The sequence below is a fragment of the Furfurilactobacillus siliginis genome (genome assembly GCF_001437435.1).
GTDB classification, from domain to species: Bacteria; Bacillota; Bacilli; order Lactobacillales; family Lactobacillaceae; genus Furfurilactobacillus; species Furfurilactobacillus siliginis.
This window is the reverse complement of record NZ_JQCB01000003.1, coordinates 167,407-192,991: the sequence shown is the minus strand read 5'-3', so window position 1 is coordinate 192,991 and position 25,585 is coordinate 167,407. Positions and strand designations below refer to the sequence as shown.

At 43.2% G+C, this 25,585-nt stretch carries 40 protein-coding genes and 1 pseudogene; 6 read left to right on the top strand and 35 right to left on the bottom strand.

The window, feature by feature from the left end:
• Positions 1-179 precede the first annotated feature (179 nt).
• The 23 genes and pseudogenes from IV55_RS03645 to IV55_RS03540 form a co-directional block, all read right to left on the bottom strand.
• Entirely contained in the window at positions 180-401 is a 222-nt protein-coding gene (locus IV55_RS03645; protein ID WP_057809474.1) for a hypothetical protein, read from the bottom strand.
• A gap of 52 nt (positions 402-453) precedes the next feature.
• Positions 454-957 carry a DUF1064 domain-containing protein gene (locus IV55_RS03640; protein ID WP_225425850.1) on the bottom strand — a complete coding sequence of 168 codons (504 nt, stop codon included), beginning with the start codon at positions 955-957 and terminating at the stop codon, positions 454-456.
• A gap of 12 nt (positions 958-969) precedes the next feature.
• Positions 970-1,278 (bottom strand): hypothetical protein, encoded by a 309-nt coding sequence (locus IV55_RS03635; protein ID WP_057809470.1) that lies wholly within the window; start codon positions 1,276-1,278, stop codon positions 970-972.
• A 94-nt stretch (positions 1,279-1,372) separates the two neighbouring features.
• Positions 1,373-1,501 (bottom strand): hypothetical protein, encoded by a 129-nt coding sequence (locus IV55_RS10625; RefSeq protein WP_263862172.1) that lies wholly within the window; start codon positions 1,499-1,501, stop codon positions 1,373-1,375.
• Between the two features lie 3 nt (positions 1,502-1,504).
• The gene (locus IV55_RS03630; protein WP_057809469.1) at positions 1,505-2,011 is read right to left on the bottom strand and encodes a hypothetical protein; all 507 of its coding nucleotides are present in this window, start codon (positions 2,009-2,011) and stop codon (positions 1,505-1,507) included.
• Complete coding sequence (locus tag IV55_RS03625; protein WP_057809467.1) at positions 2,011-2,448, bottom strand: hypothetical protein; 438 nt, start codon at positions 2,446-2,448, stop codon at positions 2,011-2,013. The genes IV55_RS03630 and IV55_RS03625 overlap by 1 nt, the downstream gene beginning before the upstream one ends.
• Before the next feature lie 222 nt (positions 2,449-2,670).
• On the bottom strand, positions 2,671-2,952 hold the full coding sequence (locus tag IV55_RS03615) for a hypothetical protein (RefSeq protein WP_057809463.1): 282 nt from the start codon (positions 2,950-2,952) through the stop codon (positions 2,671-2,673).
• A gap of 186 nt (positions 2,953-3,138) precedes the next feature.
• A complete protein-coding gene (locus IV55_RS03610) occupies positions 3,139-3,492 on the bottom strand; it encodes a DUF1642 domain-containing protein (protein ID WP_057809461.1) in 354 nt (117 codons plus the stop codon).
• Positions 3,485-3,685 carry a hypothetical protein gene (locus tag IV55_RS03605; RefSeq protein WP_057809460.1) on the bottom strand — a complete coding sequence of 67 codons (201 nt, stop codon included), beginning with the start codon at positions 3,683-3,685 and terminating at the stop codon, positions 3,485-3,487. The genes IV55_RS03610 and IV55_RS03605 overlap by 8 nt, the downstream gene beginning before the upstream one ends.
• Entirely contained in the window at positions 3,672-3,893 is a 222-nt protein-coding gene (locus IV55_RS03600; RefSeq protein WP_057809458.1) for a hypothetical protein, read from the bottom strand. Before IV55_RS03600 ends, IV55_RS03605 begins: the two co-directional genes overlap by 14 nt.
• Complete coding sequence (locus IV55_RS03595) at positions 3,877-4,416, bottom strand: DUF1642 domain-containing protein (RefSeq protein ID WP_057809456.1); 540 nt, start codon at positions 4,414-4,416, stop codon at positions 3,877-3,879. Before IV55_RS03595 ends, IV55_RS03600 begins: the two co-directional genes overlap by 17 nt.
• Entirely contained in the window at positions 4,413-4,550 is a 138-nt protein-coding gene (locus tag IV55_RS10305) for a hypothetical protein (protein WP_186808481.1), read from the bottom strand. The genes IV55_RS03595 and IV55_RS10305 overlap by 4 nt, the downstream gene beginning before the upstream one ends.
• Before the next feature lie 4 nt (positions 4,551-4,554).
• Entirely contained in the window at positions 4,555-5,475 is a 921-nt protein-coding gene (locus IV55_RS03590; RefSeq protein WP_057809454.1) for a P-loop NTPase family protein, read from the bottom strand.
• The gene (locus IV55_RS03585; protein WP_057809452.1) at positions 5,475-6,287 is read right to left on the bottom strand and encodes a hypothetical protein; all 813 of its coding nucleotides are present in this window, start codon (positions 6,285-6,287) and stop codon (positions 5,475-5,477) included. Before IV55_RS03585 ends, IV55_RS03590 begins: the two co-directional genes overlap by 1 nt.
• Before the next feature lie 87 nt (positions 6,288-6,374).
• A pseudogene (ssb, locus tag IV55_RS03580) lies at positions 6,375-6,725 on the bottom strand (single-stranded DNA-binding protein); the annotation flags it as partial.
• Between the two features lie 10 nt (positions 6,726-6,735).
• Positions 6,736-7,590 carry a PD-(D/E)XK nuclease-like domain-containing protein gene (locus IV55_RS03575; RefSeq protein ID WP_162260727.1) on the bottom strand — a complete coding sequence of 285 codons (855 nt, stop codon included), beginning with the start codon at positions 7,588-7,590 and terminating at the stop codon, positions 6,736-6,738.
• Positions 7,526-8,512 carry a recombinase RecT gene (locus tag IV55_RS03570; RefSeq protein WP_057809448.1) on the bottom strand — a complete coding sequence of 329 codons (987 nt, stop codon included), beginning with the start codon at positions 8,510-8,512 and terminating at the stop codon, positions 7,526-7,528. Before IV55_RS03570 ends, IV55_RS03575 begins: the two co-directional genes overlap by 65 nt.
• Positions 8,512-8,850, bottom strand: coding sequence for a hypothetical protein (locus IV55_RS03565; protein ID WP_057809446.1), 339 nt, complete (start codon positions 8,848-8,850; stop codon positions 8,512-8,514). The genes IV55_RS03570 and IV55_RS03565 overlap by 1 nt, the downstream gene beginning before the upstream one ends.
• Complete coding sequence (locus IV55_RS03560; RefSeq protein ID WP_057809443.1) at positions 8,843-9,064, bottom strand: hypothetical protein; 222 nt, start codon at positions 9,062-9,064, stop codon at positions 8,843-8,845. The genes IV55_RS03565 and IV55_RS03560 overlap by 8 nt, the downstream gene beginning before the upstream one ends.
• 162 nt (positions 9,065-9,226) lie before the next feature.
• A complete protein-coding gene (locus IV55_RS03555; RefSeq protein ID WP_057809441.1) occupies positions 9,227-9,412 on the bottom strand; it encodes a hypothetical protein in 186 nt (61 codons plus the stop codon).
• Positions 9,413-9,444: 32 nt separating this feature from the next.
• Positions 9,445-9,678 (bottom strand): hypothetical protein, encoded by a 234-nt coding sequence (locus IV55_RS03550; protein ID WP_057809439.1) that lies wholly within the window; start codon positions 9,676-9,678, stop codon positions 9,445-9,447.
• Between the two features lie 14 nt (positions 9,679-9,692).
• Positions 9,693-10,436: a BRO family protein gene (locus IV55_RS03545; RefSeq protein ID WP_057809437.1), complete on the bottom strand. Its 744-nt coding sequence runs from the start codon at positions 10,434-10,436 to the stop codon at positions 9,693-9,695.
• 95 nt (positions 10,437-10,531) lie between these two features.
• The gene (locus IV55_RS03540; RefSeq protein ID WP_057809435.1) at positions 10,532-10,723 is read right to left on the bottom strand and encodes a hypothetical protein; all 192 of its coding nucleotides are present in this window, start codon (positions 10,721-10,723) and stop codon (positions 10,532-10,534) included.
• A gap of 276 nt (positions 10,724-10,999) precedes the next feature.
• Between IV55_RS03540 and IV55_RS03535 the strand changes: the two genes are divergently transcribed.
• The 6 genes from IV55_RS03535 to IV55_RS03510 all read left to right on the top strand — a co-directional run bounded on the left by IV55_RS03535 (position 11,000) and on the right by IV55_RS03510 (position 14,385).
• A complete protein-coding gene (locus IV55_RS03535) occupies positions 11,000-11,347 on the top strand; it encodes a helix-turn-helix domain-containing protein (RefSeq protein WP_057809433.1) in 348 nt (115 codons plus the stop codon).
• Between the two features lie 3 nt (positions 11,348-11,350).
• Entirely contained in the window at positions 11,351-11,749 is a 399-nt protein-coding gene (locus IV55_RS03530) for an ImmA/IrrE family metallo-endopeptidase (protein ID WP_057809430.1), read from the top strand.
• Positions 11,750-11,809: 60 nt separating this feature from the next.
• Entirely contained in the window at positions 11,810-12,331 is a 522-nt protein-coding gene (locus IV55_RS03525) for an Ltp family lipoprotein (protein WP_057809428.1), read from the top strand.
• 93 nt (positions 12,332-12,424) lie between these two features.
• Entirely contained in the window at positions 12,425-12,805 is a 381-nt protein-coding gene (locus tag IV55_RS03520; RefSeq protein ID WP_057809427.1) for a hypothetical protein, read from the top strand.
• Complete coding sequence (locus IV55_RS03515) at positions 12,798-13,055, top strand: hypothetical protein (protein WP_057809424.1); 258 nt, start codon at positions 12,798-12,800, stop codon at positions 13,053-13,055. Before IV55_RS03520 ends, IV55_RS03515 begins: the two co-directional genes overlap by 8 nt.
• Before the next feature lie 181 nt (positions 13,056-13,236).
• Entirely contained in the window at positions 13,237-14,385 is a 1,149-nt protein-coding gene (locus IV55_RS03510) for a site-specific integrase (protein ID WP_057809423.1), read from the top strand.
• Positions 14,386-14,757: 372 nt separating this feature from the next.
• On the opposite strand, the gene murA is transcribed toward IV55_RS03510, so the two are convergent.
• The 12 genes from murA to glyA all read right to left on the bottom strand — a co-directional run bounded on the left by murA (position 14,758) and on the right by glyA (position 25,365).
• Complete coding sequence (murA, locus tag IV55_RS03505) at positions 14,758-16,068, bottom strand: UDP-N-acetylglucosamine 1-carboxyvinyltransferase (protein WP_057809421.1); 1,311 nt, start codon at positions 16,066-16,068, stop codon at positions 14,758-14,760.
• Between the two features lie 63 nt (positions 16,069-16,131).
• Positions 16,132-16,353 (bottom strand): DUF1146 family protein, encoded by a 222-nt coding sequence (locus IV55_RS03500; protein WP_057809418.1) that lies wholly within the window; start codon positions 16,351-16,353, stop codon positions 16,132-16,134.
• A gap of 126 nt (positions 16,354-16,479) precedes the next feature.
• Positions 16,480-16,908, bottom strand: coding sequence for a F0F1 ATP synthase subunit epsilon (locus tag IV55_RS03495; RefSeq protein ID WP_057809417.1), 429 nt, complete (start codon positions 16,906-16,908; stop codon positions 16,480-16,482).
• Positions 16,909-16,922: 14 nt separating this feature from the next.
• Positions 16,923-18,329: a F0F1 ATP synthase subunit beta gene (gene atpD, locus IV55_RS03490; RefSeq protein WP_057809415.1), complete on the bottom strand. Its 1,407-nt coding sequence runs from the start codon at positions 18,327-18,329 to the stop codon at positions 16,923-16,925.
• A 70-nt stretch (positions 18,330-18,399) separates the two neighbouring features.
• Positions 18,400-19,359, bottom strand: coding sequence for a F0F1 ATP synthase subunit gamma (locus IV55_RS03485; protein WP_057809413.1), 960 nt, complete (start codon positions 19,357-19,359; stop codon positions 18,400-18,402).
• Between the two features lie 20 nt (positions 19,360-19,379).
• Positions 19,380-20,912: a F0F1 ATP synthase subunit alpha gene (gene atpA / locus IV55_RS03480; RefSeq protein WP_057809411.1), complete on the bottom strand. Its 1,533-nt coding sequence runs from the start codon at positions 20,910-20,912 to the stop codon at positions 19,380-19,382.
• Between the two features lie 27 nt (positions 20,913-20,939).
• Positions 20,940-21,485 (bottom strand): ATP synthase F1 subunit delta, encoded by a 546-nt coding sequence (gene atpH / locus IV55_RS03475; RefSeq protein WP_057809409.1) that lies wholly within the window; start codon positions 21,483-21,485, stop codon positions 20,940-20,942.
• Positions 21,469-21,993, bottom strand: a complete 525-nt coding sequence (gene atpF, locus IV55_RS03470) for a F0F1 ATP synthase subunit B (RefSeq protein ID WP_057809407.1) — start codon at positions 21,991-21,993, stop codon at positions 21,469-21,471. Before atpF ends, atpH begins: the two co-directional genes overlap by 17 nt.
• A 61-nt stretch (positions 21,994-22,054) precedes the next feature.
• Positions 22,055-22,267: a F0F1 ATP synthase subunit C gene (gene atpE, locus IV55_RS03465; protein WP_057809406.1), complete on the bottom strand. Its 213-nt coding sequence runs from the start codon at positions 22,265-22,267 to the stop codon at positions 22,055-22,057.
• 22 nt (positions 22,268-22,289) lie between these two features.
• Positions 22,290-22,994: a F0F1 ATP synthase subunit A gene (gene atpB / locus IV55_RS03460; RefSeq protein ID WP_057809404.1), complete on the bottom strand. Its 705-nt coding sequence runs from the start codon at positions 22,992-22,994 to the stop codon at positions 22,290-22,292.
• A 427-nt stretch (positions 22,995-23,421) separates the two neighbouring features.
• Positions 23,422-24,051: a uracil phosphoribosyltransferase gene (upp, locus tag IV55_RS03455; protein ID WP_057809402.1), complete on the bottom strand. Its 630-nt coding sequence runs from the start codon at positions 24,049-24,051 to the stop codon at positions 23,422-23,424.
• Between the two features lie 75 nt (positions 24,052-24,126).
• Entirely contained in the window at positions 24,127-25,365 is a 1,239-nt protein-coding gene (glyA, locus tag IV55_RS03450) for a serine hydroxymethyltransferase (RefSeq protein ID WP_057809400.1), read from the bottom strand.
• Positions 25,366-25,585 lie beyond the last annotated feature (220 nt).

Genomic DNA, 25,585 nt, shown 5'->3' with positions numbered 1-25,585 from the left:
ATCAGGTTATGCTGACAAATTTGTCCAAAAATTCGGATTAAATTTGCAATCTACCTTGTGGTTAATTACTTACGATTTAGTTTAAAACGCCTCTACGTGCGTTTTATTGACGTTAAACAACGTTCTGTGGTGTGAAGTGCAGTAAAACATCTTGATAAGTTAAATTAATCAAATATTGGCTAACATTCTGTTGCCTTTTTCTGTTCATAACCTGCGCCACCCATCATCAGTAGTTCATACATAATTCTGTTGCGTTCTGTGTAACTTAGTTCGTTGTACGAAACAGCTAAGTAAAACTGTTCGTCATTGATGTGACCGATTCCTAATCGCCTTAGCCTGTTATCAGCCCAAGTGATTGTCTTCCACATGTCACCGTTATGATCCTTCAAACCATCGGCCATAAAGTCGTAGAACGCTTGGTAGCACCGATGATGTTCAATAGGCGTTAGTTTTTTAGTGTTGATAGTTAGTCGCCTCCATCCAGTTGTAAAACGGGTCAGTTTTAACGATTGGCTTAGGTGTCTGTGCTTTACCAGTTAGGTTCAGCTGCTTAGTCACGCCGATACATGCTGCTTTGAAGTCGTGCTTGCGAACAACTACAGCCTCAACTGGCACACCCATCTTCATGGCGAATAGTCGGAACGTTAGCTTATTTCCCTGGTCAATGCCGTACACACCGAACGAGTTCTTAACGTCATACACATGCAAGATGTGCTTGAAGTCGTCATAGACCACGAAGTCAGGCGTGTACTTGATGCTGTTAATCACGGCACCTTGTTCAACCGTTGTCTTCTCACACAGCGTGAAATGGGGATGAATTGAAAGGTTGTCGGGTTTCACGACACCCAACAGAAATCGCTCGTAAAAGTCGAGTTCTTTCTGGCTGTCCCATTTTTCTCCCCACTTCTCAATCTTTGTACCACGTTTGTTCAGCGCAGTTGGTGAGTTATTCATCATTTCATCCACCTACTAATCAAAGCCGATTGAAACGTTAGCTTTGCGAACCTGTGTGACAACTTTCTTGTTGAGCTTATCAAGCAGTTCTTCGTCATTGATTTCAACGCTAGAAGTAAGATTGTCAATACGACCTTGAACAATTCCCTTAACTTGATTAGTTGCAGTTCCACCATACATAGCGAAAGCATCTGCAATAGCGCTGCGGACAGAAGTGTGAATCTTCTTGTCAATCATCTCGTTGATTTCTTCTTGATGATCTGCAATGTATTTATTGAATCGTTCCGAAAGTTGTTCCTGCGTTAATACTGTTAGTTCTGCCATTTCCGTTCTCCTTTTATCAGTCTCACATCGCACACCACGAACCCAATCAATACGACTACGGTTAGTGCTGCGGTGAGGTAATCAATTAAACTCATTAAATACTCCCAAACAGTTCTACCAACACGGCGACTACTCGTTGCCACCAGGTAGGACGTTTTTGTGTGTCTTCGACTAATTCATTCGCCATTGCTACGGATATGAACGTTGCTGTTCTATGCTTCATCGACTAATCAATCCCCTTCAAATCCGTAAACATAATCTTCTGTGGCAAAATTCCATGACATACGTAGCAGCTCTGATAAGTTGGTGAATTCAGTTCTAAGTTATCAGGACTTATAAATTTAACCCTTGGATACATCACCAACATTTCGAACTGATACTTGCGGAACATTTCCATTCGCTTCTTTGCGTCAAACAGTCCTGCCATATTTCCTACCATGGCAAACGGCTTTCCTAAATCAAATAATCGTTGATAGATTTCATTTCTCATACTGAATGGTGGGTTACTAACAATAGCGTCACATTCTTCAAATGTACTGAAGAAGTCCCCCCCGTTTTCGATATGGGAACAAACTACTTCGTGTGTCTTGGACAGCACCTTAACGAAGTTGCTCTCTGGCTTATCAAACGGACACCATATTTTGTTGTATGGTCTAACAAATGGCTCAATTGCCATAACAGCATCAACAGGTGTGTACCATTCATCTGATTTTGCTTTCTGTCTCTGTACCATTACTTCACTTCCTCCCACCATTCCGGCTGAATCCATGACGGTGCGTCTGATTTTTCCTGCTTGGTGAATTCAAACTTGATTTTTTCCTCATAGTCGTCTTCAACAAATGGATACGTATCGAACTCTCCGATGATCGATTTTCTTAAAAAAAGTGGTTCTCCTAAATATGAAATTTCTGGAATCCGTGCCCGATACTTCTTCGGCTCCTCACGTTCAGCTAGCGGTGTACGTGCGTACTCGACAATCAGGTCGAATAGCTCAGTTTCATTTGTAATCTGTTCACCGCCTGACATACTCATTTCATTCAACAAATTAGTTGAAACTCGTGCAAACCAGACAAAGCAATCAAAATTCGATCTGATGAATAAATCTCCATCATGATTTTTAACGTAAAATCCTAAATTCTTAACCCTGGCTTCTAACTCTCTTGTTTTCATTCCGTTTCCTTCAATTCCCGTCCGCACCAGGGACAATCACTTATTTCAACGAATCCACTAGTTCCACTCCAACCTTCTCCATCGAGAACCCATGAGCTCAGAACAAAATCATTGTCTAACAGCTCGATTTGGTAGATATCATCGCTTTTCCCATCCCATGCCAGAGCGGTCTTCTTCTTGAAAGGTTTGTGGCAGTACTCACACTCGCGTTGTGCTTTCGTTTCAGTCAATGTCTTCACCTAGCTTTCTGCCGCATTTCGGACAGTAATTGACCTTAAAATTAAATAGCGATTCTGGATTAAATCGAAAGAAAATTGATGCCTGTAATTTTGGTCGTTTTCCGTTCAATCCGGTGATACGAACGCTAACCTTTTTTCTTGGCTTTGTTTTCTTAAATTCGTCCCACCATTCCATACGGTCATACAACGTGCTGCCATGGAATCCTTTTACGTCTGGCTGGACATGGCAAAACTTACAATTAATTTGTTCTTCAGTTTCAGTCATTTTCAAACCTCCCGATATAGTCTTCTAAATTCATGATCTGGCATTACGTTCTTATCACCCCAATAGTCGGTGACAACGTAGCAGCCTTTCTCGACATACCAATCGTCCCCTCCTGTAGTGAGATACCAAGTCAACGTCTAACTACGACTGCCTCAATCTGTTTCTTTGCTTCACTGTACTTCATGTTTACTCCTCCAATTTCACGATTTCCCCTGTTTCCTCCACACGCCAGATTCCTAGTACCCATGCACGGGCAAATGTGTCGCTATTATCGTGAATCCAGTCAAAGACTGGCTGGTCTAAAGTCCACTTTGTCATGGCATCGAGCAGTTCATAGTGACCGGCCTTCGCGTCTTCGATGTACTCACTCACCACTTTTGGAATCACTGGCAGGTCATCTGGCAAGGCTGCGTCACTGGCTACAGAGTAACGGGTGCTTAGGCCATCATAGGCCATCTCCCAACTACTACCCTGCTCGCTGAACTCTTCCAATGCTCTCAATGCATCCTCGAACACATCCTGCTTCGTCTCATTACTCATCGTATTTCTCCTTCTTGATCTTCACTAACCCCGCAGTTTTCAGAATGTGAATACGATCGGAATCAGTGATGTACGTTGATTCTCCATGATTCATGCCAGCTTGCCATGATGTATCGCTTTGGTTTGCCTTGAATATGCTCTCAATGAGATCAGGGTTTATCCAGCTACCGTCTTCCAGCTCAACGAATGCCATCGTCAGTCACCTCACATGGATTCATTTCTTCCTCGTCGTAATAAACATTTATAGCAACCATTTCGGCCTCCTGCTCGCTTTTGAAATGATAAAGTGGGTCATCAAACATTGCTGCGAATTCCCCAATGACGACCTTTTGACGGCCTGATAACTTATCAAAGTAATAGTTGGTTACGCCTGCTTCATCGCCTTTAACAACCCATGCCATCGTCAGTCACCTCTTCTTTCTCGAAGTCCTGCAAGCCATAATACTCTATTTCAGTCATTGTGAACTGCAGGGCGGTTGTCATCCGGTATTTGTTGATTAACCACTCCCAAACAAGTGTCCCATCTTGTTCCTTTGACCAATAGTATTTATCTTCACCACACCACTTTTTTGGCACTTTGACGTTGTACTTATTTTCCTTTACCACGTTGTAGCCGTTGACGTAAGCTTTCATCAACAATTCTTCGTCTTTTCGATTGCTGCTATAAATAAAGGTAGCTGGGAACACTTTGACATGCGCATCTTCAACGATTTCGGCTTGTTCCTTGGTTAGGACTACCTTTTCAGGTTTCTCAATCAAAGTGACAACTTGGCCATTGTTTTCTTCTGCTATTTCTTTTGCTATCTCGTAGTTTTTAAAATGGCTTATTAAGCTATCGCTCCAGTTTGGAATCACGCGGTCTCCACTAAAATAAAATTCATCATCTGATCTTGATTTGATGACGTACAGTTTTTCTTCGCTCATTTTTCTTCCTCCAATTTTTTCAATTCATCTCGCACGATTGAAACGGCTTCTTCGCCTGAGCGTGCCACGCCGTAAATAACATTTTTATCTCGTAAACCGTTCGTCGCTTGTTCATATTGCTTGTGTTCAATCACTCTTCTACACTCCTTCCATCTGTCGGTGATCATCGATCCCTTTGAAGGTCAATATGAATCCTTTAGAGTTTTCTGTTAAACGGCTCCATATTCTTGCGTCGTAGGCATTAACGATGTCATTTTTGTGCAGATTGGTTGTGATAACTGTTGGTTTATTTTGCCGTGCTTCGAAAATGCTCAGTGCTTGATCCATTGCATATGGTGAAGCTACATCCCGATTGGCAAGTTCAGCACCAAGATCATCAATTACGACTAGCTCGGCCACCTTTAGCTCATTGATTACTTGCGTCATCATGGAACCAGTTGCTTTGTCATTGATACCCTGCTTGAGTAGCTCAAGTAAGTCTCTAAAATTACAGTACAGAACGTGTCGCGCTGTCGGTGATGAGTATTTGCGACCCGCAGAATCTGTTATAGTCACGCGCTTGCCATAATTTGTTTGTCGCAAATATTCCCACAATATCGACATTGCCAAGTGACTCTTACCGACGCCTGTTTCGCCAGACATGATCATGTGATTGGTTCCCCCAGCGACAATTTGCTTAACGAAGGCTTGTGATTTGTTGTAGACGTTTTGCTCGACCTCATTGCTCGCAATAAAGTCGCTGAATCGTTTGGACCACATTCCTGTATTGCTGATGACGCTATTATGCTTCATATATCTGATTGCATTTGATCTGACTGATGACATCGTGAGTTGCTCTGGTGTTAATACGCTTCTAACAATCTTATCGTCAGACCCCTCTTTGTATTTACAATCTGTATTTGGACAGGCATATTTTGGGTGACCATCTTTATACATTTTCGATTCCTTGAAACAATACATCGGCCCGCCGCAAATTGGGCAGGGATAGTCCGCTACGCCCACTAGTTTGCGATTACCAAACATCTTGTTTATCGCTCCAGCTAAAGTTCCATCTTCCATCAGAAGTCCTCCACGTTATCCAGATTTAGGTGCTCTCGGCTAACTATTGCAGACCCGTTTTTCTTATTAGCCAAATGCTGTTTGTTCGCTTGCGTTGCCATTTGGTAAAAATGCTTGCGTAGCTTTTTGACTGACAAAACATTTCCCGACCAAAAGTTGTCGCTTTGAGACCAGTCAATCATTTTGCGAATTTTAGATGGCTCCCGTTTATCTCGCTCAATCATTAAGCGCACATCATCCGCCCAACTTTGCAGATTTGGTTCTTTAACATCCGGATTATTAAGTTTCATTTTTTCTAGCAAATAACTAGCCAAAATAAGTTCCTGAGAGTCAGAAGAATACGTGCGAGTTTTTTTCGCACTATTCTTTTTATTATCTTGTTTATCTTGTTTATCTTGTTCTAATGTGTCCACTTGATGTCCACTTGATGTTCGGTTGCTGTCCACCTGTTGTCCGACTTTTTGATACTCGTCATACTTAATCACCGTCACGACGCTATATCTGTTGGTTGCTCGGATGTCCAACATTCCTGAATCTCGAAACTTTCTCATCCATCTACTGATACTTGTGGCTGACACTTGCTGACCACTTTTTACGCCAGTGTTGTACTCATCCCGCAGTGTATAGCGTCCTGTGACGAACTGACCCCTGTCCAAAGAAACTTCCTCGCCATTGAATAAAAACCTAGTTAGTTTGATGCTTGCCTTAAATAAACAGATTTCCCATAGTTTAAGAACTCGCGAGTCAGTCCATACAAATGAATTTTGGATTTTTCTTTGAAGGGAGATCCACCCGCTTTCCATCTGGGTCATCTAATCTCCCTCCTAAAATGGCAAGCCTGATTCGTCTATGCCAGTTGATCTCTTAAATGGATCTGCTGCACTCGAAGTGTTTTGAGTTTGCTGCGCATCTTGTGACTCGTTGCCTTGTGTTCGAGGTTCAAGTAATGCAAAGTTTTCAACGACCACTTCAGTAACGTAGACCTTCTGACCTTGCTTGTTATCGTAGTTCCGCGTTTGAATGCGACCTTCAATGCCTACCAAGAATCCCTTGTGAGTAAAGTTGGCAAAATTTTCTGCTGATTTACGCCACACAACACAGTTGATAAAATCTGCTTCCCGTTGTCCTTGCTGGTTAGTGAACTGACGATCAACTGCCAATATGAACGTAGCAACAGCAGTGCCTGATTGTGTGTAACGAACTTCTGGGTCTCTAGTCAAACGGCCAGTTAGAACTGCTCTATTAATCATTTCCTGCCTCCTAGTCTGCTGCTAAAATCTGTCCGACATCGATTGCCGCATGAATCGACTTATGGCCCCGGCAATACTCACAATGTCCGCAAGCTTTTGGTGCGACCTCACCAGCCAACACCTGCTCCACTCGATCAATGTTTTCTTGAATCCATGACTCTTCTGGATCTAACCAGATCGAGCTGGGACTAATCAACTGCACGTCACTAGGAGTCTGCTTGCTAACCGCCCAGATAAAACAGGTAAATGGCTTGCCGTACTTCTGTTCAAGTAGCTGCCTGTACACCCACATTTGTGGCAAATAATCGCGTGCTCTAATGAAGTCAACCATGCCGTAATACTTGTCTGACCAGTTGCGCTTGGCAATGTCGTCCACCGTCTTGTAATCCATGAAAAAGCCTTGCTCAACGTTCAGGGCATCAACTTTGCCCTTCCAGTCGTAACCAAACAATTTGCCGGTGACTATTACTTCATGTTCACAAGTGCTGTCCATATTGGTAAACAGTTCTTCGTGACACAAGCGGTTGATCATGTGTTCACCAGTTTTGTACTGGGACTTCAAATGCCCCTTACTAGCACCACGAGTGCTGATAATTTCTGGGTGTGCATCAATGAATGCTTGATGGGCTTCTTGGCTCTCAAAGAATGAATGAACGAAGTTACCAACCAGAATAGCATCCTTGTTTGATGGTTCATAATCGCCTTTTAGTAGCGCCAGTTCAGCAGCCTCACATTGCATCATCATCTTGAAAACTGATGGACTCATGTACTGAAAATCAGTATCGTGGTTGTAATAGTTATCACTTGTGAGGGTTATCCGCTTGGTTGAAGATGTCGCCTTGGTGGACGTCTTTTTCTTTGTCAACTGTTTCATCCCCTTTTGATGATTGACTCTGTTCGTAATCATTGATAATATCTTCCGCTGTCGATACGCTGGTTTCTACTGAATTAGCACTGGTGCTTGCTGATTGTGATGCTTGGCTAACAACTAAGGACTGTTGTGATTGGCTACTATCTTGAAAGCCATTCAATAAATCCTGTGTATCTTTTGATTCTTTGGCTGGCGTAATGTCCTTACGCTTGTCGTTGTCATACTCATCAGACGTTGTGTCATTAATGGACTCAACCAATAAATCAGAATCATCAGACGTGTTAAGAAAGTTTTTAGCAGCCCGATTGATGACCGTCCGTTTTGCCATTTCCTGTGGAAATTCTTTTTGAACATCACCATGGTTTTGGCGATGAGACCACGCTTGTTCAATCTCGGCCTTAGTCATTACGGTGTAAACTTGCTCGCCATCAGTCTTCTTAACCACTGCAAAGGCACCAATCAATGGCTTATCCTGATTAGCAAATTTTGGTTTAAACTCGGCCACCACTGTCCGGCCATGGTCAGCACCAATTTCAAAGGTGTCATCTTCATGGATAACTTCGGCCCAAATATCATCAACGTTTGTTAGCCGTTTGACTGCCGCTTGCGTCCCAAAATAAGAGCGTTGCAGTTGCAGTTCATTCCCCCGAACAATGAAGTAAGCTTGGGTTTTAGCCGGTGATAATCCCTGTGTCACCATATTTAACAAGGAATTGGCAACAGACTCTCTCGTAACGACCTCAAGAGCTGGGCGTCGATTTTTGTCTTGCACTTTTTGAATTGTGAACCATGCCGCCTTCAACGCATTGTTGGCGTTGTAATTGGCTGGTAACTGTAATCCATCTTGTTCTAGCCCTTTGATGCGGCTTGACACTTGATCAGTAATGTCCTTTTGATTAATAACTTCATTTGCCATTACGCCGCATCCCCTTCGTTGATGATGATTGCGCCTAGATCGTTGAGCATATCGAGTGGTGTATCATAGCCTGCATCCTGGAATAACATGTCGAGTAACTCACCGGCATAGACGCCCGTCAGCTGGCCTAACAGTAAGCTGCTGTTGTGCTTCTTAAGTTGAGCGAGTAACTTACCAGCATCCTCTGCCTTGAACAGGTATTCCACACCGTCAAGCGTCAGTGATCGAATTTCGTCGCAAGTAAATAGCTCGTCACCTTGGAAATCTCGATCAAATAAAACACGATCATCAACTGGATCAGCCACCATGTGATTTTCGAGGTCTCGTGGATTAGTCATTAGCAGCCTCCTTAAGGTCCCAGAGGTAGTTATTGATGTCATCGTAAATATTCGTTGCCATTAGCATCTGGCCTGCTTTGTATTCATCTAGGCTTCGTGTTGCGAGCAGCTGCTTACGCAATGGTTCAATCCGATTCTCAATAAGAGTGATAAAATGCTCTGTAGTTTCAATTTGAGCTTGAGTAACATATTGATTTACTTCTTCTAAATTCATTTGCGTTTATCTCCCTTTGCGTAGATAATATTGGTAAGTAAAATTTTTCTATCCGGTCGATTGAAGTTGCCACTCCGATCGGCCTTTTTTCGTGGTTGCATTGACTGCAAACCTGCTAGTGCTAATTTTTCGTTCACGATTGCCACTCCTTTGAAACAATATCTAGTTACCCTTTCCTGATAATTCTCGTAAGTCGTGCTTCAACGTTTCGATCGGATGGATTTGCTTCCAGTGGTCAAACATCGTGCGACGATTAACGTATGAGTATCGAACTGCCAAAGTTGCCAAGACAATCAGTACCGTGTAATTGAACATTCCTAAACCTGTGTAACTGTTAAGTTGGAACATGTTGTTTTCTCCTTTATGCCTGCCCGCATATTTTAGAGTTCGTAATTTACTTGTTTGGTCTTGATAATCCAGTTCAAACATTCTCTGGGAATGTAACGCCACTTACTCGGTGGATCACCAGGCACAATCTCAACGTGAGGAAAGCCTGGTTCAAACTTGTAATGCTTATTGAACGTGTCGTAATCCACTTTTATCCAGCGCGTATACAATTCTTTTTGATTGACCTGTTGCAGCGGATTGTCGTTGCGTTCAACTGTTTGTTGCATGTAATCACCAGCCTTTAAGATGCCTGCTGTTCGAGCAACAACTTGAATGTTTCTCTGCCTTTAGGTGTGATAAGTGTTTGGATAAATGTCTTGTCCGTCCATTCACTTACTGACTCACGATATTCAAACAAGTCATGATCATACTTTGCGTAGTGTTTTAACTGCTTGTTACGCCCATTGTTTCGGTACACATACTTGTGTTCTAACAGCCAATTAATGAATGCTTTCTGACCAATGTGTAATTCCTTGGCCGTGTCGCGGAAGTTAGTTAACAGGTTTCGTTCAACCAAGTCATCGAAGTAATCAACTTTCGGCTGCATCAACCGCTTTTCTTCATTCAACTGCTGAACCTCTGCTTGCGATTCCTTGTACCGAGTCAAAATCTCAATCATTGTGTCTGGATTGCTAAGCAATTGCTCAACCTTGGCTGGTTCCATATACATCCCCTGCTCACGAATGGCGGGAAGAACCATGCTAGTCACCCAATGCTTGAACCGCTTGGCTGACGGAAGCTTGCTACCGAAGATCAAGGAGTAGACACCTGACTCGGTGATTACAGTCATGCCACGGTTTCCGCCTAAAGTACCGTTTCGGTAGTTTTGACGATCCTCTTCCTCCACATGTCTATTGACGTCACGATTACCGTTCACATATCCAAGTGCATTGGCAACGTCATTAGCAACAAACATTGGCTCATCATCAACAATTACCGTGCGAACTTGATTACCTTCAAAATTGAAGTTTGTTAAATCATCCATTTCCTCACTCCTTTAATTTCAATAAATCGGATTTCGTGGTTGTTCCATAATTCAATTTTCATTACTTTTCATCTCCTCTACTCGGTGTTGTCGTGCTAACGAATCTTAAATGTCTCAATGATGTTGAGCACCAAAGCGTTAGCTGCCGCAGACTTGCGATCGCCGCTCAACACTTGCGTCATGTACATCTTTCCGACACCGAATGTAGTAGCTAAACTTGTGATGCTGATACTGTTTTCATCGAGATACTTCTTAATCAATTCCCGTCCTGCTAAAGTTGTCGGCATTTTTTAACCTCCTTTCTTATGTATGTAAGCTAATTTAATTATTTTTTGCAGAAATTCGTTGACCGATTCTACATAAAATTGTAGACTTAGGGCATAGTTAAATAACACAGCAGAGCCTTTTGCCGTTGGGGAACGTTGATTTGCTCTACTCATATTGTGGAAATAACTAAATCAAATTAGCTTACAGGAAAAGTATATTAAATAGTTTTGTAGATGTCAACCAATTATCTACAATTATTTTTAGACAATTCCAATAAGCACTCAGGGAGTACCTCTATGCCGACGTTTGACATAATTAAAAAACTTGCAGATAAGAATAATATTAGCGTTGTTGAACTTGAAGAAAAGTTGGGATTCAGTAGAAACTCACTTTATGCCTGGAAGAAAAGCAAGCCGTCTGTAGATAAATTACAAAAAGTCGCTGACTTCTTTCATGTTTCTACTGATTATCTTCTTGGAAGAACTGACAACCCAAATGTTGAAAACAATCCATCTGAACCAATTGATTTGGATGAAGCCTTATCCGAAGAAGGCATGGCGATGTTTGACGGAAAGCCATTGTCTGAGGAATATAAAAAAGCCCTACTAGCAATGCTACGGGCAAATAAGAATAGCGGTGAGTAGCATATGCACGAAGAGCTTTTCAAGAAGTTACTTTATATTGCTGATAGATCAGGAATTACCATTACAGACATTGAAGGTTCTTCATCTGATCCAGACATTGCATTTTGCAAGCAACGAATCATAAATTTAAATAGCAACTTCGACAGCGAGATTAGTGTGGCCTTTCGCTTGGCCCATGAGATTAGTCATATTCTATTTTCTAAACCGACATTTCTGTACACGTTCTCGCCATACACTAAAAATAAAGAAGAACGTGAAACTAACGAACGTGCAATACGTATGATCGCACGACTCATGTATGAAGATGTAACAAAAGATCAGATTAACTGGTTAAATTTTATGAATGAATTTAATTTGCCGAGTTGGTTTGAACCACTAGTTAAAAACATTATTTACGCTTAATTATTATGTCCAAATACTGAAGACATTAAAAGCTGACATTATTCTAGGGGGATTTTTATCATGGCCAAAAAGATTACAGGCTCTGACGGAAAAACTTATGTACAAAAGAAGCCATTCTATAAACGAGTATGGTTTTGGATTCTGGCAGTCGTTATTATAATCGTTATCGGATCTGCTGTTGGAGGAGACGGTGATAGCTCTTCGAGTTCATCTAGTTCTTCATCAAAGACGGAACAATCTAGTTCGAAAAGTTCTTCTAGTTCGAAGCCTAAAACTTCTGCAACTAATTTAGCTGCTTTAGCATCAGCGAAGACCTATTCAGATACAATGCACATGTCTAAACAGGGAATCTACGATCAGCTAACTTCAGATGCTGGTGATAAATTCAAGCCAGAAGCTGCACAGTACGCAGTAGATAATCTTAAGGCTAATTATGATAAAAACGCATTGGAGGCTGCAAAATCTTATCAAAAAGATCAAAACATGTCACCCGATGCCATCCACGATCAATTAACGTCCGACGCTGGGGATAGATTTACCCCTGAACAAGCAGACTACGCTATTCAGAATTTAAGTAAGTAACATAGAATAAATAGCTTTTAGGACTAAACACAAAGAGCACATCCCCTCCCGCCAAGAAGTTGGATGTGCAAACATACATATAAGGAGTTTGCTATGGAACCAAAGATTAATACCGTTTATATAACCGGAAAAGATGATAAAATTCCAACTCTCGCAATTAGGAAGCCTAAAACAGGAGAGTTTACCATTTACGTCCACGTCCAGTATATTTACTTCAACTTGACTCCGTTTGTTGTAAATATCAGTGTAACTGATCAGAATGACAAAATTATTTTGCAACCGTCTGGTAACACCTTCGATTTTTCGAATGTTAAAACTGATGGTCATGAAACTGGTATCAGCGAGGTTTCTTTCTATATTGTCATACAAGCAGCGGAGGTTGCTGATTCTAATCGTCTAACGGCTCATGTAAAAATTGGTGATGAAGAATATAATGTATCTGTATTCTTGACCGGAGGTTCTAACAATGGCTAAGATTGCGAAAGCTGAACAAGGTAACGTTGTTTCAGGAGATTTTGGCAACTCAAACGGAGGTGGAACCATGGATAACAGACACGTAACACACGAAGAATTAGATCATGCAATAGACAAAGTGTCAGATAAAATTGATCTATTGAGTGCTCATATTGATACTAAATTTGAGAAGCAAAAGAATTGGTTCTATGGAACTGGTATCAGTATAGTTGTTGCTGTCATCGCCGTGTTAACTTACATTTTGAAATAAAAAAAAGCACACTCATTCCCCCGCCAAGAGTCCTGAGTGTGCTAAGCAAGCAAAGTCTTATCTCTAAGACTTTTATTAAGTGACCGCTATGGGCCTCAATGTGTTTATTCTAACTGAAAGAAGGCGATAAGTCCATGTAATCCTCCGTTATGCCTGCCCGCAAAAACGAAAGGAAATAAACATGGCAAGTTATACAAAAAAATATGGTAAATGGCAAGCACGGTTCTCTTATGATTACCATGGCACCAGAAAATTTAAGAGTAGGAATGGCTTCACTACGAAGGCTGAGGCACAAGCGTGGGTGCGCAAAACGCTCACAGAGTCACCAACGCCTAAAGCATTGTTTAACGCTAGCCAGTCGCTCTACACATACTACATGAATTGGTACGAAGTGTTTGAAGAGCCTAAGATTGCATTGGGAACCAAGGGCTGGTACAAAAACACCGCCAGAATTATAAAATTAGTATTTGGCAATCAGCCAATGATGAGCATCACACGAACACAATATCAAAGGTTTCTAAACGATTTTGGAAAGACGCATTCAAAGAACTCATCAATATCTGTTCACAGTAAAATCAAGATGGCCGTCAACTCAGCTATGGACGATGGTGTACTAACGAAGGACTTCACAGCACACACTCATGTAACTGGTTATAAAGGCCAAGACGCCTCAGAAAAGTATATTGACGCTGCCAATATGTGGCGACTAATCGAATACTGCGAACGCTCGATTGATGAAGATCATGTTATTGAGATGATGATCATAACTTCCCTATTCACTGGCTTTCGGTTAGCTGAAACAGCCGGATTGCAGTGGACCAACCTCGATGAAATTAATCACACGTTATCAGTTGAAAACACATTTGATTGGACGACTGGCGGTTTTAAGCCAACAAAAAACGCACAATCTGTGCGTACTGTTAAGGTCAGCTCTGAATTGATTGATGTGCTTCATACACTACGAAAGCGACAACACTTAATCGACAATAGTAAAGGGCTAATATTTGCAACTAATAATCTAGTGAAGGTTCCCTATTCCAATACAGTGAACACCCGCTTAAAAGAAATACTGACAGAACTAAATATAACACCAGTGATCACCTTCCACGGATTACGGCACACGCATGCTAGCTATTTGATTTCTCAAGGCGTTAGCATCTACGCAATCAGTGAAAGATTAGGCCATGCAAATTATACAACCACACTGAATGTTTATTCACACGTTCAGCGAGAATTTAAAGCCAAAGAATCTGAAAAAGAGGTTCTCGCTTTTGAAAATGGTGCACGGAATGTGCACGGTTTGGAAAACAAGGCTTATAAACGCCTTTAAATCAGCATTCCTGGCAAAAATTAAATGCCCAATTATAGCATAGAACCGCCCTCACCGTCAGCAGTGTCAGGGCGAAAACCAGGAAAGCAGTGTGCCTTAAAAGACACTTTATGAATTCCTTAATGCGTAACTAAAATCAAAACATAAATCCAAGAGCGAAATTTATCTGAAGCTTTAACCACGGACAAGCGACTACCTTCTGGATTAGGTTCGCGTAATCCAAGTTCAAAAAAGGGTCTGGGACATTAATTATGTCCACAGACCCATTGTTGTTTTCTGAGTTTCAATAGGGAAAACGTGGGACAAAAGGCAAGTCGCTGTGCAAACTAATTCCCGACTTTTGTCCCACTCTCCACTGGTTCATTCCTTAAATTACATCACTTTTAATTCGCGATCTGCAATAACCGCTTCTAAATCGATTTCTGCATCAACACGTTCAATTTCTGCACCTAAGGCAGCCAATTTCTCATGGAAATCGCAGTATCCACGGTCCAAATACTTCAAGTTTGTAACGGTCGTGTAGCCATTAGCTACTAATCCTGCTAATACTAACGCGGCTGCAGCGCGTAAATCCGTTGCAGCAACTTCCGCGCCATTAAACGATGTTGGCCCCTGTAGCGCCACCGTGCGACCTTCAATCGTAAACTGCGCGTTCATCCGCCGTAATTCATCTAAATGATTGAAACGATTTTCAAAGACCGTTTCCGTTAACGTACTCGTCCCATCAGCCATCAACTGTAAAACCGAAACTTGTGGTTGCATGTCCGTTGGAAAACCAGGATGTGGTGCTGTCTTAACATTAGCAGGCTTCAACGTTTCTGGGCCAATGATCCGTAACCCATTGGCCTCTTCGCGAATGTCGACGCCCATCTCAGCTAATTTAGAAAGCAATGGCTTGTTATGTTCTGGAATCGCATCAGCAATCAATACATTCCCATGGGTAATCGCTGCAGCGACCATAAACGTCCCTGCTTCGATCCGATCTTGAACGACACTGTGCTCACAACCGTGTAAGCTAGGAACGCCTTCGATTCGAATCGTTTCGGTTCCGGCCCCAAACACCTTCGCACCCATCTTGTTCAACACATTGGCGAGATCAACGATTTCAGGTTCACGAGCGACATTTTCAATCAAAGTTGTGCCCGTTGCTAATGTTGCTGCCATCATAATGTTTTCGGTCGCACCGACACTCGGGAAATCCAAGTAGATATTGGCACCGGTTAGATGATCAGCACGTGCTTCAATATAGCCGTCATGTTGCTCAATCGTAGCACCGAGTGCTTCAAAACCCTTCAAGTGTAAATCAATCGGCCGACTACCAATGGCACAGCCACCAGGCATAGCGACGCGCGCACGACCTGCCCGAGCCAATAGCGGTCCCATGACAACCATTGATGCACGCATCTTGGAGACATATTCAAATGGCGCTTCGGTGCCCAATGGCTTCGTTGCGTTAAACGTCACCGACTTTACATCACGATCAAAATCGACATTGATGTTTAAAAAACTCAGTACCTTATTCATCAAAAATACATCTGATAAAGCGGGCACGTTCGTTAAAATCAATTCACCTGTAGATGCCAAAATCGATGCTGCCTGAATCGGCAATACAGCGTTCTTTGCACCCTCAATATGTACAGTACCAGAAAGCGGTTGACCGCCGTGAACGATGATCTTATCCATGAGAATATACCTCCAAAATAGATTCACTTATTAAACTAATTGTTATTACCAACTGCCAGTTAATCAAGGACGAAAGCCGATGATTGTTTGGCCTAAATCAATAAAGAAGCTACTACATGTGTAACCTACAACGATTGCTAGCAGCACTAATAATACCTGTGCTTGTCGTGGATAACGGGGCATAATTTTAACCAACGGCAATGGTCGTAATGCCCATAAAGCAAACCAAATGAACATTAGTTGAAAAAATATTTTTATGATTCCAGCAACGCCATAAACCGCCATTTACGTCTCTCCTTAATCCATTCAAGCAAGTTTATCATAAAGAAATTAATGAAATAGGAAAACCTACTCATAAAAAAGAGACTTACTAAAAATTTAGTAAGTCTCTTGTATGATGAAATTATCAGTCTACTTGTTTCGCCGAGACGATCCAATGTTGATCCGATTAATCGCACGCCGCAACGCAACTTCTGCACGTCGTAACTCATCAGCATCATGTTCTTGCTGTGCATGTTTGATGGCTGCTTCTGCACGCGAACGTGCATTTTCAGCCCGTGACACATCAATATCACCTTGCTGTTCGGCAGAATCGGCTACGATGGTCGCAACATTATTCGAGAATTCAACAAAACCACCGTTAACAGCAATTTCATCTTCTTCAGAATCATGTTTAACCCGTACTTCATCAATCTCCAAAGTTGCAATTAACGGAATGTGATTGGGTAAAATCCCAATATCACCGTTCGTCGTCTTCGCAATGAACATGGTTGCATGTTCATTGGTATAACAATTCCCGTCAGGCGTCACAATGGTGACTGTCATTTGAGGTTCAGCCATTGATTACGCCTCCCTTAATTGTTGCCTTGTAGTTGTTTAGCTTTGGCAACTGCCTGGTCCACAGTTCCGACAAGTCGGAATGCTTCTTCAGGAAGGTCATCATACTTACCATTCAAAATTTCCTTGAAGTCTTTAACCGTGTCTTCAACGGATACGTATTGACCGTCAATCCCAGTAAACTGAGAAGCGACAGAGAATGGTTGACTCAAGAAGTTTTGAATCCGCCGCGCACGCGCAACGATGGTTTGTTCTTCATCAGATAATTCATCCATCCCAAGAATTGAGATGATGTCTTGTAACTCATGGTACCGTTGCAAGATCTGTTGAACCTGGGTGGCCACTTCGTAGTGGTCTTGACCAACGATTTCAGGCGTTAAGGCTGAAGAAGTTGATTCCAATGGGTCAACAGCGGGATAAATCCCTTGTTGCGTCAGGTAACGTTCCAAGTTGGTCGTTGCATCCAAGTGCGCAAATGTCGTTGCAGGGGCCGGGTCGGTATAGTCATCGGCTGGCACGTACACGGCTTGAATTGACGTAATGGAACCCTTTTGAGTTGAAGTAATCCGTTCTTGCAACTGACCCATTTCTGTAGCCAGTGTTGGTTGATAACCAACGGCTGATGGAATCCGTCCTAACAGGGCAGACACTTCTGAACCAGCTTGCGTAAACCGGAAAATATTATCAATGAAAAGTAACACGTCTTGTCCCTTAACATCACGGAAGTATTCCGCAATTGTCAAACCAGTCAGGGCAACACGCATCCGGGCACCAGGTGGCTCGTTCATCTGACCATAGACCATGGCCGTCTGCTTAAGCACACCCGATCCTTTCATTTCAAAGTACATGTCGTTACCTTCACGAGTCCGTTCACCAACACCGGTGAAAACGGAAATCCCGTTGTGGCCTTGCGCGATGTTATGAATCAATTCTTGAATCAGAACTGTCTTCCCAACACCGGCACCACCAAAGAGTCCGACCTTACCACCACGTACATATGGGGCAAGTAAATCGATAACCTTAATCCCAGTTTCTAGGATTTCGGTACTGGTTGCTAATTGGTCGTAGGCTGGCGCTTCCCGGTGAATCGGGTCACGTTGAATGTCTGCGGCCAAGTCGGCACCGCCATCGATTGGTTCCCCTAAGACGTTAAATACCCGACCTAATGTCTCTTCACCAACGGGAACTGAAATTGAACCACCTGTGTCTTCAACTTCCATTCCACGTTGCAAGCCATCGGTTCCGTCCATCGCGATTGTCCGGACAACTCCATCACCCAATTCAAGGGTAACTTCAACCGTCAAATCTTTTTGATCGGGACGCTTAACTTGTAAGGCATTATTAATGGCAGGTAATGTGCCGTCTAGAGGGAATTCAACGTCGACAACGGGACCGATAACTTGAACAATCTTACCAGAACTCATTCGCGTTGCTTCCTTCCAGTTTATTTTTCAACCATCACATGTGAATACACAGTTGTCATGGATTTTAAAACTACTCTAGTGCCGCCTGACCACCAGTAATTTCGGTGATTTCAGTCGTAATGGCACTTTGACGTGCACGGTTGAATTGCAAGCTTAAGCTATCAATCAAATCGTGGGCGTTTTCAGAAGCAGTCTGCATTGCAGTTGCACTTGACGCATGTTCCGATGTCTTACCATCAAGAATCGCACCGTAAACTAAACTTTGAGCGTACTGTGGCAATACAACCTGTAAAATTTCCTCAGCGGAAGGTTCCAGTTCATATTGTGGCGTAATCTCAATTTGTTTAGCTTGAAGTTGCTGCGTTTCATCACCATCTGGTTTGCTCTCGGCAATCGTGTCGCCAGTAATTGGTAACATTCTGGTTGCACGGAACCGAGAGGTCAGACGATTAACGAAATGACTGTAACAAACGTACAGTTCGTCAAAGACACCATTGTTGTACATCGCAGTTACCGTTTTAACAATTTCCCGAACCTCAACAAAGGTTGGTACATCACTAACACCACGATATTCATAGGCGACATTCAAGCCCCGCTTCTTATAGAAGTCAGCCCCATTGCCACCAACTGCGAGAACAACATAGTCATCATCGGTTTTACCGTGTGACTTGATGAAGTCATTTGTCGACTTAATGATGTTGCTATTGTAGCTCCCTACCAGTCCACGGTCTGATGTAATCACCAGCAAACCAGTCTTTTTAACTGGCCGTTGTGTGATCAAACTGCTAACTGGTACATCATCGGCCTTACCATCGCCAGCTGCACTAACGTCAGTTGACTCCAATAAGTGTGATGCAGCAAGGTGAGTCACAACGCTTTCCACCTTAGAGGCATAAATTTGATAATCACCAGTGTGATGCTGAATCTGACTCAATTTAGACGTTGAGACCATTTGCATGGCCGTTGTAATTTGAGCCGTCTTCTGCGTCGACGTAATCCGGCGTTTAACCTCATTTAATGCTGCAGGCATTTGCTCACCTTCCTTTCAACTTATTTAGTGGCCGCTTCAGCATCCACCTTAGTTGGCTGGAAGGAATCAACAAATGCTGATACAGCAGCCTTCATGTCGTCATCGTCAGGTAAGTTCCCAGTGGTCTTAATTGATTCCAACAAGTCAGCATGGCTGGCGTCGAAGTTATCAAATAATTCACTTTGGAACCGCGCAATATCACTGATGGCAACTTTATCCAAAAAGCCACGTGTCAAGGCATACAAGATCACAACCTGTTTTTCAACGGGAAGTGGCGCATGCAATGGTTGTTTCAAGACTTCGATGGTCCGTTGTCCACGGCTCAACCGGTCTTGCGTTGCTTGATCCAAATCTGAACCAAATTGCGCAAATGAAGCCAGTTCTGCGTAGGATGACAAGTCCAACCGCAATGTCCCAGAAACTTTCTTCATTGCCTTGATTTGAGCATCCCCACCAACACGGGAAACCGAAGTTCCGGCATCAATGGCTGGCCGAACACCTGAATAGAATGAATCAGCATTCAGGAAGATTTGACCATCGGTAATGGAGATAACGTTAGTTGGAATATATGCAGAAACGTCCCCTGCTTGTGTTTCGATGATTGGTAAGGCAGTCATTGAACCGCCACCCATTTCATCGCTTAACTTAGCGGCACGTTCCAGCAACCGTGAATGCGTATAGAAGATATCCCCAGGATAAGCTTCACGACCTGGTGGCCGACGCAAAATCAGGGAAAGTTCACGATAAGCAACGGCTTGCTTAGAAAGGTCATCATAAATGATCAAAACATGCTTACCGTTGTACATGAACTCTTCACCCATCGCTGCACCGGCATATGGTGCTAAGTACAACATTGGGGCTGGTTCTGAAGGACCAGCGGAAACAACAATCGTGTAATCCATGGCGCCCAATTGACGAAGGGTTTCAACTTGTGCACGCACAGTTGATTCCTTTTGACCAATCGCAACGTACACACAGATCATGTCCTGATCTTTTTGATTAACAATTGTGTCGATAGCCAAGGATGTTTTCCCAGTCTTCCGGTCACCAATGATCAATTCACGTTGACCACGGCCAATCGGAACTAGGGCATCGATGGCCTTAATTCCAGTCTGTAATGGTTCACTAACGGACTTACGTTGCATGACACCAGGAGCCTTATATTCAACGGGACGCGTGTGATCAGTTTTGATCTCACCCTTACCGTCGACTGGCTGACCCAATGAGTTAACAACACGACCGATTAAAGCGTCACCAACGGGTACTTCCATGATCCGGCCTGTCCGTTTAACAGAAGACCCTTCCTGAATGCCATCATAGGCACCCAGGACAACGATTCCGACATCATCGGATTCGAGGTTTTGAACCATGCCGTATACGCCGCTGTCAAACTCAACCAGTTCGCCAGCTAATGCATTATCCAGACCATGAGCACGAGCAACCCCGTCACCGACGTAGGTTACCGTTCCTGTTTCTTCAACAGTGAGCTCTTCTTGATAATTCTCAAGTTGTTGCTTAATGAGAGCGCTGATTTCTTCAGCTTTGATGCTCATGCGGATTTCACCTCTTCGTAAAGATTTTTATCGCGCCAATACTTGGCGGATGTGGTTTAAACGTGTACGTAAGGAACCATCGAGCACAGTATTATTACTGTTCACAATGACACCACCAATGATGTCAGGATTAACGATTGCGTTAATCTGAACTGTCTTGGCTCCCACACGCTTAGCAATTTGCGCTGACAAACGTTGCTTTTGATCGTCATTTAGGTCAACAGCAGTTGTTACATCCGCGTAAACTGTTTGTGTTTGTTCATCATAGAGTCGTTTGAACTCATCAATGATTGCGACCGTATCATTCAGGCGGCCGTAGTCAAAAAGCATTTGTAAGAAATTATGCACGAGTGGACTCGCGGCATCCAACAAAGGCTTCAAGAGGGCTTCTTTCTCGGGGTTCTTTAGACCAGCGCCAGTTAGCACCGTTCCAAGTTCCGGAACAGATTCAAACACGCCCTGAACTTGGATGAGCTCCTCATAAACCGACTCTTGTTGCTGTTTGTCGTGGGCAACGTCAAACATGGCGCGGCCGTAGCGACGAGCAACTTGCGATTTAGCGAGTTTGGTCATCTTTTCCCAACCCTTCGATATAAGAATCAATTAACGCCGTTTGATCATCGGCATTTAATTGCTTGTGAATGATCTTGGAAGCAATCTCAATAGATAAATCAGCCACGTCTTTACGTGCACTTACCAAAGCATCCTGACGTTGTTGTTCAATGTCAGCTGAGGCTGCTTCACGCAGTTTTTGCGCATCAGTTTGTGCGTTCGTAATGATTTGTTCACGCTGCTTGGATCCAGCATCCTTGGCGTCAGCCACAATGGTTGCTGCCTCTTGGTGTGAGTTTGACAGTGCGTCCTGGCGTTGCGCTGCTAACGTTTCAGCATCTGCTCGTGATTTCTCAGCAGAATCGATATCATCAGCAATCTTCGTTGCACGATCATTCATCATCTTCGTGACCGGTTTCCAGGCAAAAATCTTTACGAGCCACATCAGTAACACGAAAGCGACCATGTAGAAAAGCATATCTCCGTAATCGAAGCCCTTTTCAGCCGCTAATACTAATGGTGAAAACATCTATTGGCACCTCCTTTTCAGAATTAATTTCTTGTTAGTAGTCAGCAACTAATTTAGAAAATTACTTGTTCATTACTAAGAAGGCGATAACGATAGAGATGATTGGCATGGCTTCGATCAAACCAACACCGATAAACATCGTCCCACGTAATTGACCTGAAAGTTCTGGCTGACGAGCCATACCTTCCAAGGTCTTTGAAATAACCATCCCATCACCGACACCGGCACCGATGGCAGCCGCAGCAGCGGCGATTCCAGCAGCAATTGCTCCCATAATATTGAATCCTCCTATTTTTTTATTCCTCGGCTGAAACTTTGCGAGAAATGTATACCGTACTTAAGGTTACAAAAACATAGGCTTGGATTGCCCCGATAAATACAGAGAATCCCTGCCAAGCAATCTCGAGTGGTAACGCAACAATCATTGTTGGTAGGCCATGCGAGAAGGCAAGACTTCCAATCAACTTCAGTAACGTTTCACCTGCGAAGATGTTCCCGTAAAGCCGCAAGGCCAACGTTAACAAGTTCGTGAATTCTTCGACGAGGTTAATTGGTAACAAAGCTGCGAACGGCTTTAAATAAGAGTTCGAAACGTAGCCACCAAAACCAAACTTAATCACCCCCAGGAAGTGCGCTAACGCTAGTGTAACCATAGCCATCGTTAACGTAATTACTGGGTCAGCTGTCGGACTCTTTACAAAGTCCACACCGTTAACTGCCACCTGAAGGAATAAACCTAATTGGTTAGCAAAGAAAACGAAGAGAAACAGTGTAAAGGCAAACAGCCCTAATTGACTACCGTCACGTCCAGGTAATTGACCACGAACAATACCGTTCGTAAAGTCGATCACCCACTCCAAAATATTTTGTCCACCAGTCGGCTTCATTGAGATCTTACGAGATAAGAAGAAAATGAAAGCAAAAACTAAAATGAACGCGATCGTGATGGAGATGATGTTGGCAGTGTGAAAAGTTAGCCCCAAAAATTGGAAGGAATCCACTAAATATCACCTCTTTTCGTAACCCTAGTTATGTTGCAATATCGTGAACCAGCCTGTTGATGATTCTAAAAAAGAGCCATCAAATCCCAGGCCCCTGCTGTTCAAAATACAAAAACATGATACCACCATTGACAATCAATCGCAAAGAAATTTCCGTTTGTTAAGCAAATCCTCATCCTTAGAGCCGCCTAGCATTGAACGTGATGGAACCGTTGCCATCATCATTAGGAAAATTATTTACATTTATAAAAATACTCGCTTATAAGACAAACATCGCGAACTGTTTCACATATCTTTGCAAATTTATTTTTATGACCATCAATTAATCCACTCAAACTTACTTTTACTCAACGACTGCTTCACTGATTATGACAACAAAAAAAGCATCAATCACCATTATTTCTGTCGGTGAATGATGCCTCATAAATTATTTAGTTCCAAATAACCGGTCACCTGCATCGCCCAAACCAGGCACGATGTAACCATCTTCATTTAAGCTATCATCCAGGGCAGCGGTATAAATATCGACATCTGGGTGTGCTTCTTGTAAAGCTTTTACACCTTCTGGCGCAGCCACTAAACACATGAATTTAAAGTTGTTCGCACCACGTTGCTTCAATGCATCAATCGCCATGATTGCCGAACCACCAGTAGCTAACATAGGATCAACCACAAAAATCTGACGTTGATCAATGTCAGCTGGCATTTTAACAAAGTACTCAACAGGTTGAAGCGTTTCTTCATCCCGGTACATTCCAATATGACCAACCTTAGCGGCAGGAATCAGGTTCAAGAAACCATCAACCATCCCTAGTCCGGCCCGCAAAATAGGTACGATTGCAACCTTCTTACCAGCCAACTGCTTTTTCACAGTCTTAACAATCGGTGTTGTAACCTCAACATCTTCGAGGGGCATGTCGCGGGAAACTTCATATGCCATTAGCGTTGAAATCTCGTTAACCACCTCGCGGAAAACTTTGGTACCTGTGTCCCGATTACGAATAATGGTCAATTTGTGCTGAATCAGTGGATGGTCAAGAACCTGAAATGTCCCCATGGGATGCCACACTCCTTTTATTTTCTGCTCTCAATTCTAGTCGATTTTCCCTGTGAACGCGAGGGTAAATCAGAATTAATTTACATTAATGGGATGTGCATCGGTTAACGCGCGTACTTTAACGGCTACTTCTTGAGCGACACGGCTATCCGTTGGATTTTGAATCATCTGCAAAATCAATTGCGCAACAGTTGCACTTTCTGCCTCATCAAACCCACGTGTGGTAATGGCAGGTGTTCCAATCCGCAGTCCAGACGTCACACGCGGCCCTTCTGGATCATTTGGGATTGCTTCTTTATTGGTCGTAATATTCACTTCATCTAGTAAATCTTGCAACGCTGCCCCAGTTAGTTCGGTATCTGTTAAATCGATTGTCATTAAATGATTATCGGTACCGCCGGTCAAGACCTTCAAATGCGCATCAGCATTAAATACGGCTGCCATTGCCTGCGCATTTTTAATAACCTGCTCACCATACACTTTGAAGCTAGGTTTTAAATCTTCTCCAAAAGCCGCTGCTTTACCAGCAATCACGTGTTCCAACGGACCGCCTTGTGTGCCAGGGAATACCGCTGAGTTAATCTTCTTGCCGTATTCTGCTTTGGCTAGGATCATCCCACCGCGAGGGCCGCGAAGCGTTTTATGAGTTGTCGTCGTCACTACATCCGCATATGGTACTGGACTTGGATGTAATCCAGTTGCGACTAACCCCGCGATATGTGCCATGTCGACCATCAGCTTAGCACCTACCGCATCAGCAATCTCACGGAACGCTTTGAAATCAATAGTGCGACTGTATGCTGAGGCACCAGCTACAATCAGCTGCGGTTTTACTTCTTGTGCTTGCTTTAAAATTGCATCGTAATCGAGGCGTTGTGTTTCAGGATCCACGTGGTAGCCATGGAACGTGTACGTTTTACCACTGAAGTTAACCTTCGAACCATGTGTCAAATGACCACCATCATCCAAGGCCATACCCATTACAACGTCACCAGGCTTGATCAGTGCCATGTACGCCGCCATATTCGCCTGCGAACCAGAATGCGGCTGCACATTCGCATATTCTGCACCAAATAATTCTTTGGCACGATCAATTGCTAATTGTTCCACCACATCGATATATTCACAGCCGCCGTAATACCGATGACCAGGATACCCTTCGGCATACTTATTGGTTAAAACAGAGCCTTGTGCAGCACGCACAGCGTCTGACACAATGTTCTCTGACGCAATCAACTCGATGGTGTGTTGCTGACGCTTACCTTCATTCGAAATTGCATTCCATAATTCTGAATCTTCATCTTGATAGCTCATGGACATTTCCCCCTCAGCAGGTCGTCATGTGATCGCGACACTAAACTGGTTTCATTCTACCGCAGTGGTGATTTCACTGGCAATCCTTAACTGCTGTGTGTCTTCAACACTATAAGGGAGTGTCTCCGACAAAACAGGATAACAGTGAGCTCACTGCGTTCGCAGGCGAGAAACTAGCGCGCCTTACCGTTGCGGGCTTTGCGAATTCTTCGCAGCCCTC

Coding starts and splice junctions, on each gene's coding strand:
- IV55_RS10625 (WP_263862172.1), bottom strand. CDS start 1,501: ATGAAGCATAGAACAGCAACGTTCATATCCGTAGCAATGGCGAATGAA.
- IV55_RS03605 (WP_057809460.1), bottom strand. CDS start 3,685: ATGGCATTCGTTGAGCTGGAAGACGGTAGCTGGATAAACCCTGATCTC.
- glyA (WP_057809400.1), bottom strand. CDS start 25,365: ATGAGCTATCAAGATGAAGATTCAGAATTATGGAATGCAATTTCGAAT.
- IV55_RS03535 (WP_057809433.1), top strand. CDS start 11,000: ATGCCGACGTTTGACATAATTAAAAAACTTGCAGATAAGAATAATATT.
- IV55_RS03615 (WP_057809463.1), bottom strand. CDS start 2,952: ATGACTGAAACTGAAGAACAAATTAATTGTAAGTTTTGCCATGTCCAG.
- IV55_RS03495 (WP_057809417.1), bottom strand. CDS start 16,908: ATGGCTGAACCTCAAATGACAGTCACCATTGTGACGCCTGACGGGAAT.
- IV55_RS03570 (WP_057809448.1), bottom strand. CDS start 8,512: ATGGCAAATGAAGTTATTAATCAAAAGGACATTACTGATCAAGTGTCA.
- IV55_RS03640 (WP_225425850.1), bottom strand. CDS start 957: ATGATGAATAACTCACCAACTGCGCTGAACAAACGTGGTACAAAGATT.
- IV55_RS03600 (WP_057809458.1), bottom strand. CDS start 3,893: ATGGCATGGGTTGTTAAAGGCGATGAAGCAGGCGTAACCAACTATTAC.
- IV55_RS03550 (WP_057809439.1), bottom strand. CDS start 9,678: ATGCAACAAACAGTTGAACGCAACGACAATCCGCTGCAACAGGTCAAT.
- atpF (WP_057809407.1), bottom strand. CDS start 21,993: ATGTTTTCACCATTAGTATTAGCGGCTGAAAAGGGCTTCGATTACGGA.
- upp (WP_057809402.1), bottom strand. CDS start 24,051: ATGGGGACATTTCAGGTTCTTGACCATCCACTGATTCAGCACAAATTG.
- IV55_RS03540 (WP_057809435.1), bottom strand. CDS start 10,723: ATGCCGACAACTTTAGCAGGACGGGAATTGATTAAGAAGTATCTCGAT.
- IV55_RS03500 (WP_057809418.1), bottom strand. CDS start 16,353: ATGGCGGTTTATGGCGTTGCTGGAATCATAAAAATATTTTTTCAACTA.
- IV55_RS03585 (WP_057809452.1), bottom strand. CDS start 6,287: ATGACCCAGATGGAAAGCGGGTGGATCTCCCTTCAAAGAAAAATCCAA.
- IV55_RS03625 (WP_057809467.1), bottom strand. CDS start 2,448: ATGAAAACAAGAGAGTTAGAAGCCAGGGTTAAGAATTTAGGATTTTAC.
- IV55_RS03515 (WP_057809424.1), top strand. CDS start 12,798: ATGGCTAAGATTGCGAAAGCTGAACAAGGTAACGTTGTTTCAGGAGAT.
- IV55_RS03590 (WP_057809454.1), bottom strand. CDS start 5,475: ATGGAAGATGGAACTTTAGCTGGAGCGATAAACAAGATGTTTGGTAAT.
- IV55_RS03555 (WP_057809441.1), bottom strand. CDS start 9,412: ATGTTCCAACTTAACAGTTACACAGGTTTAGGAATGTTCAATTACACG.
- IV55_RS03635 (WP_057809470.1), bottom strand. CDS start 1,278: ATGGCAGAACTAACAGTATTAACGCAGGAACAACTTTCGGAACGATTC.
- IV55_RS03485 (WP_057809413.1), bottom strand. CDS start 19,359: ATGCCTGCAGCATTAAATGAGGTTAAACGCCGGATTACGTCGACGCAG.
- atpH (WP_057809409.1), bottom strand. CDS start 21,485: ATGACCAAACTCGCTAAATCGCAAGTTGCTCGTCGCTACGGCCGCGCC.
- atpD (WP_057809415.1), bottom strand. CDS start 18,329: ATGAGTTCTGGTAAGATTGTTCAAGTTATCGGTCCCGTTGTCGACGTT.
- IV55_RS03520 (WP_057809427.1), top strand. CDS start 12,425: ATGGAACCAAAGATTAATACCGTTTATATAACCGGAAAAGATGATAAA.
- IV55_RS03525 (WP_057809428.1), top strand. CDS start 11,810: ATGGCCAAAAAGATTACAGGCTCTGACGGAAAAACTTATGTACAAAAG.
- IV55_RS03595 (WP_057809456.1), bottom strand. CDS start 4,416: ATGAGCGAAGAAAAACTGTACGTCATCAAATCAAGATCAGATGATGAA.
- atpE (WP_057809406.1), bottom strand. CDS start 22,267: ATGGGAGCAATTGCTGCTGGAATCGCCGCTGCTGCGGCTGCCATCGGT.
- IV55_RS03560 (WP_057809443.1), bottom strand. CDS start 9,064: ATGAATTTAGAAGAAGTAAATCAATATGTTACTCAAGCTCAAATTGAA.
- IV55_RS03565 (WP_057809446.1), bottom strand. CDS start 8,850: ATGACTAATCCACGAGACCTCGAAAATCACATGGTGGCTGATCCAGTT.
- atpA (WP_057809411.1), bottom strand. CDS start 20,912: ATGAGCATCAAAGCTGAAGAAATCAGCGCTCTCATTAAGCAACAACTT.
- IV55_RS03645 (WP_057809474.1), bottom strand. CDS start 401: ATGGCCGATGGTTTGAAGGATCATAACGGTGACATGTGGAAGACAATC.
- IV55_RS03530 (WP_057809430.1), top strand. CDS start 11,351: ATGCACGAAGAGCTTTTCAAGAAGTTACTTTATATTGCTGATAGATCA.
- IV55_RS03510 (WP_057809423.1), top strand. CDS start 13,237: ATGGCAAGTTATACAAAAAAATATGGTAAATGGCAAGCACGGTTCTCT.
- IV55_RS03610 (WP_057809461.1), bottom strand. CDS start 3,492: ATGAGTAATGAGACGAAGCAGGATGTGTTCGAGGATGCATTGAGAGCA.
- murA (WP_057809421.1), bottom strand. CDS start 16,068: ATGGATAAGATCATCGTTCACGGCGGTCAACCGCTTTCTGGTACTGTA.
- IV55_RS03545 (WP_057809437.1), bottom strand. CDS start 10,436: ATGGATGATTTAACAAACTTCAATTTTGAAGGTAATCAAGTTCGCACG.
- IV55_RS03630 (WP_057809469.1), bottom strand. CDS start 2,011: ATGGTACAGAGACAGAAAGCAAAATCAGATGAATGGTACACACCTGTT.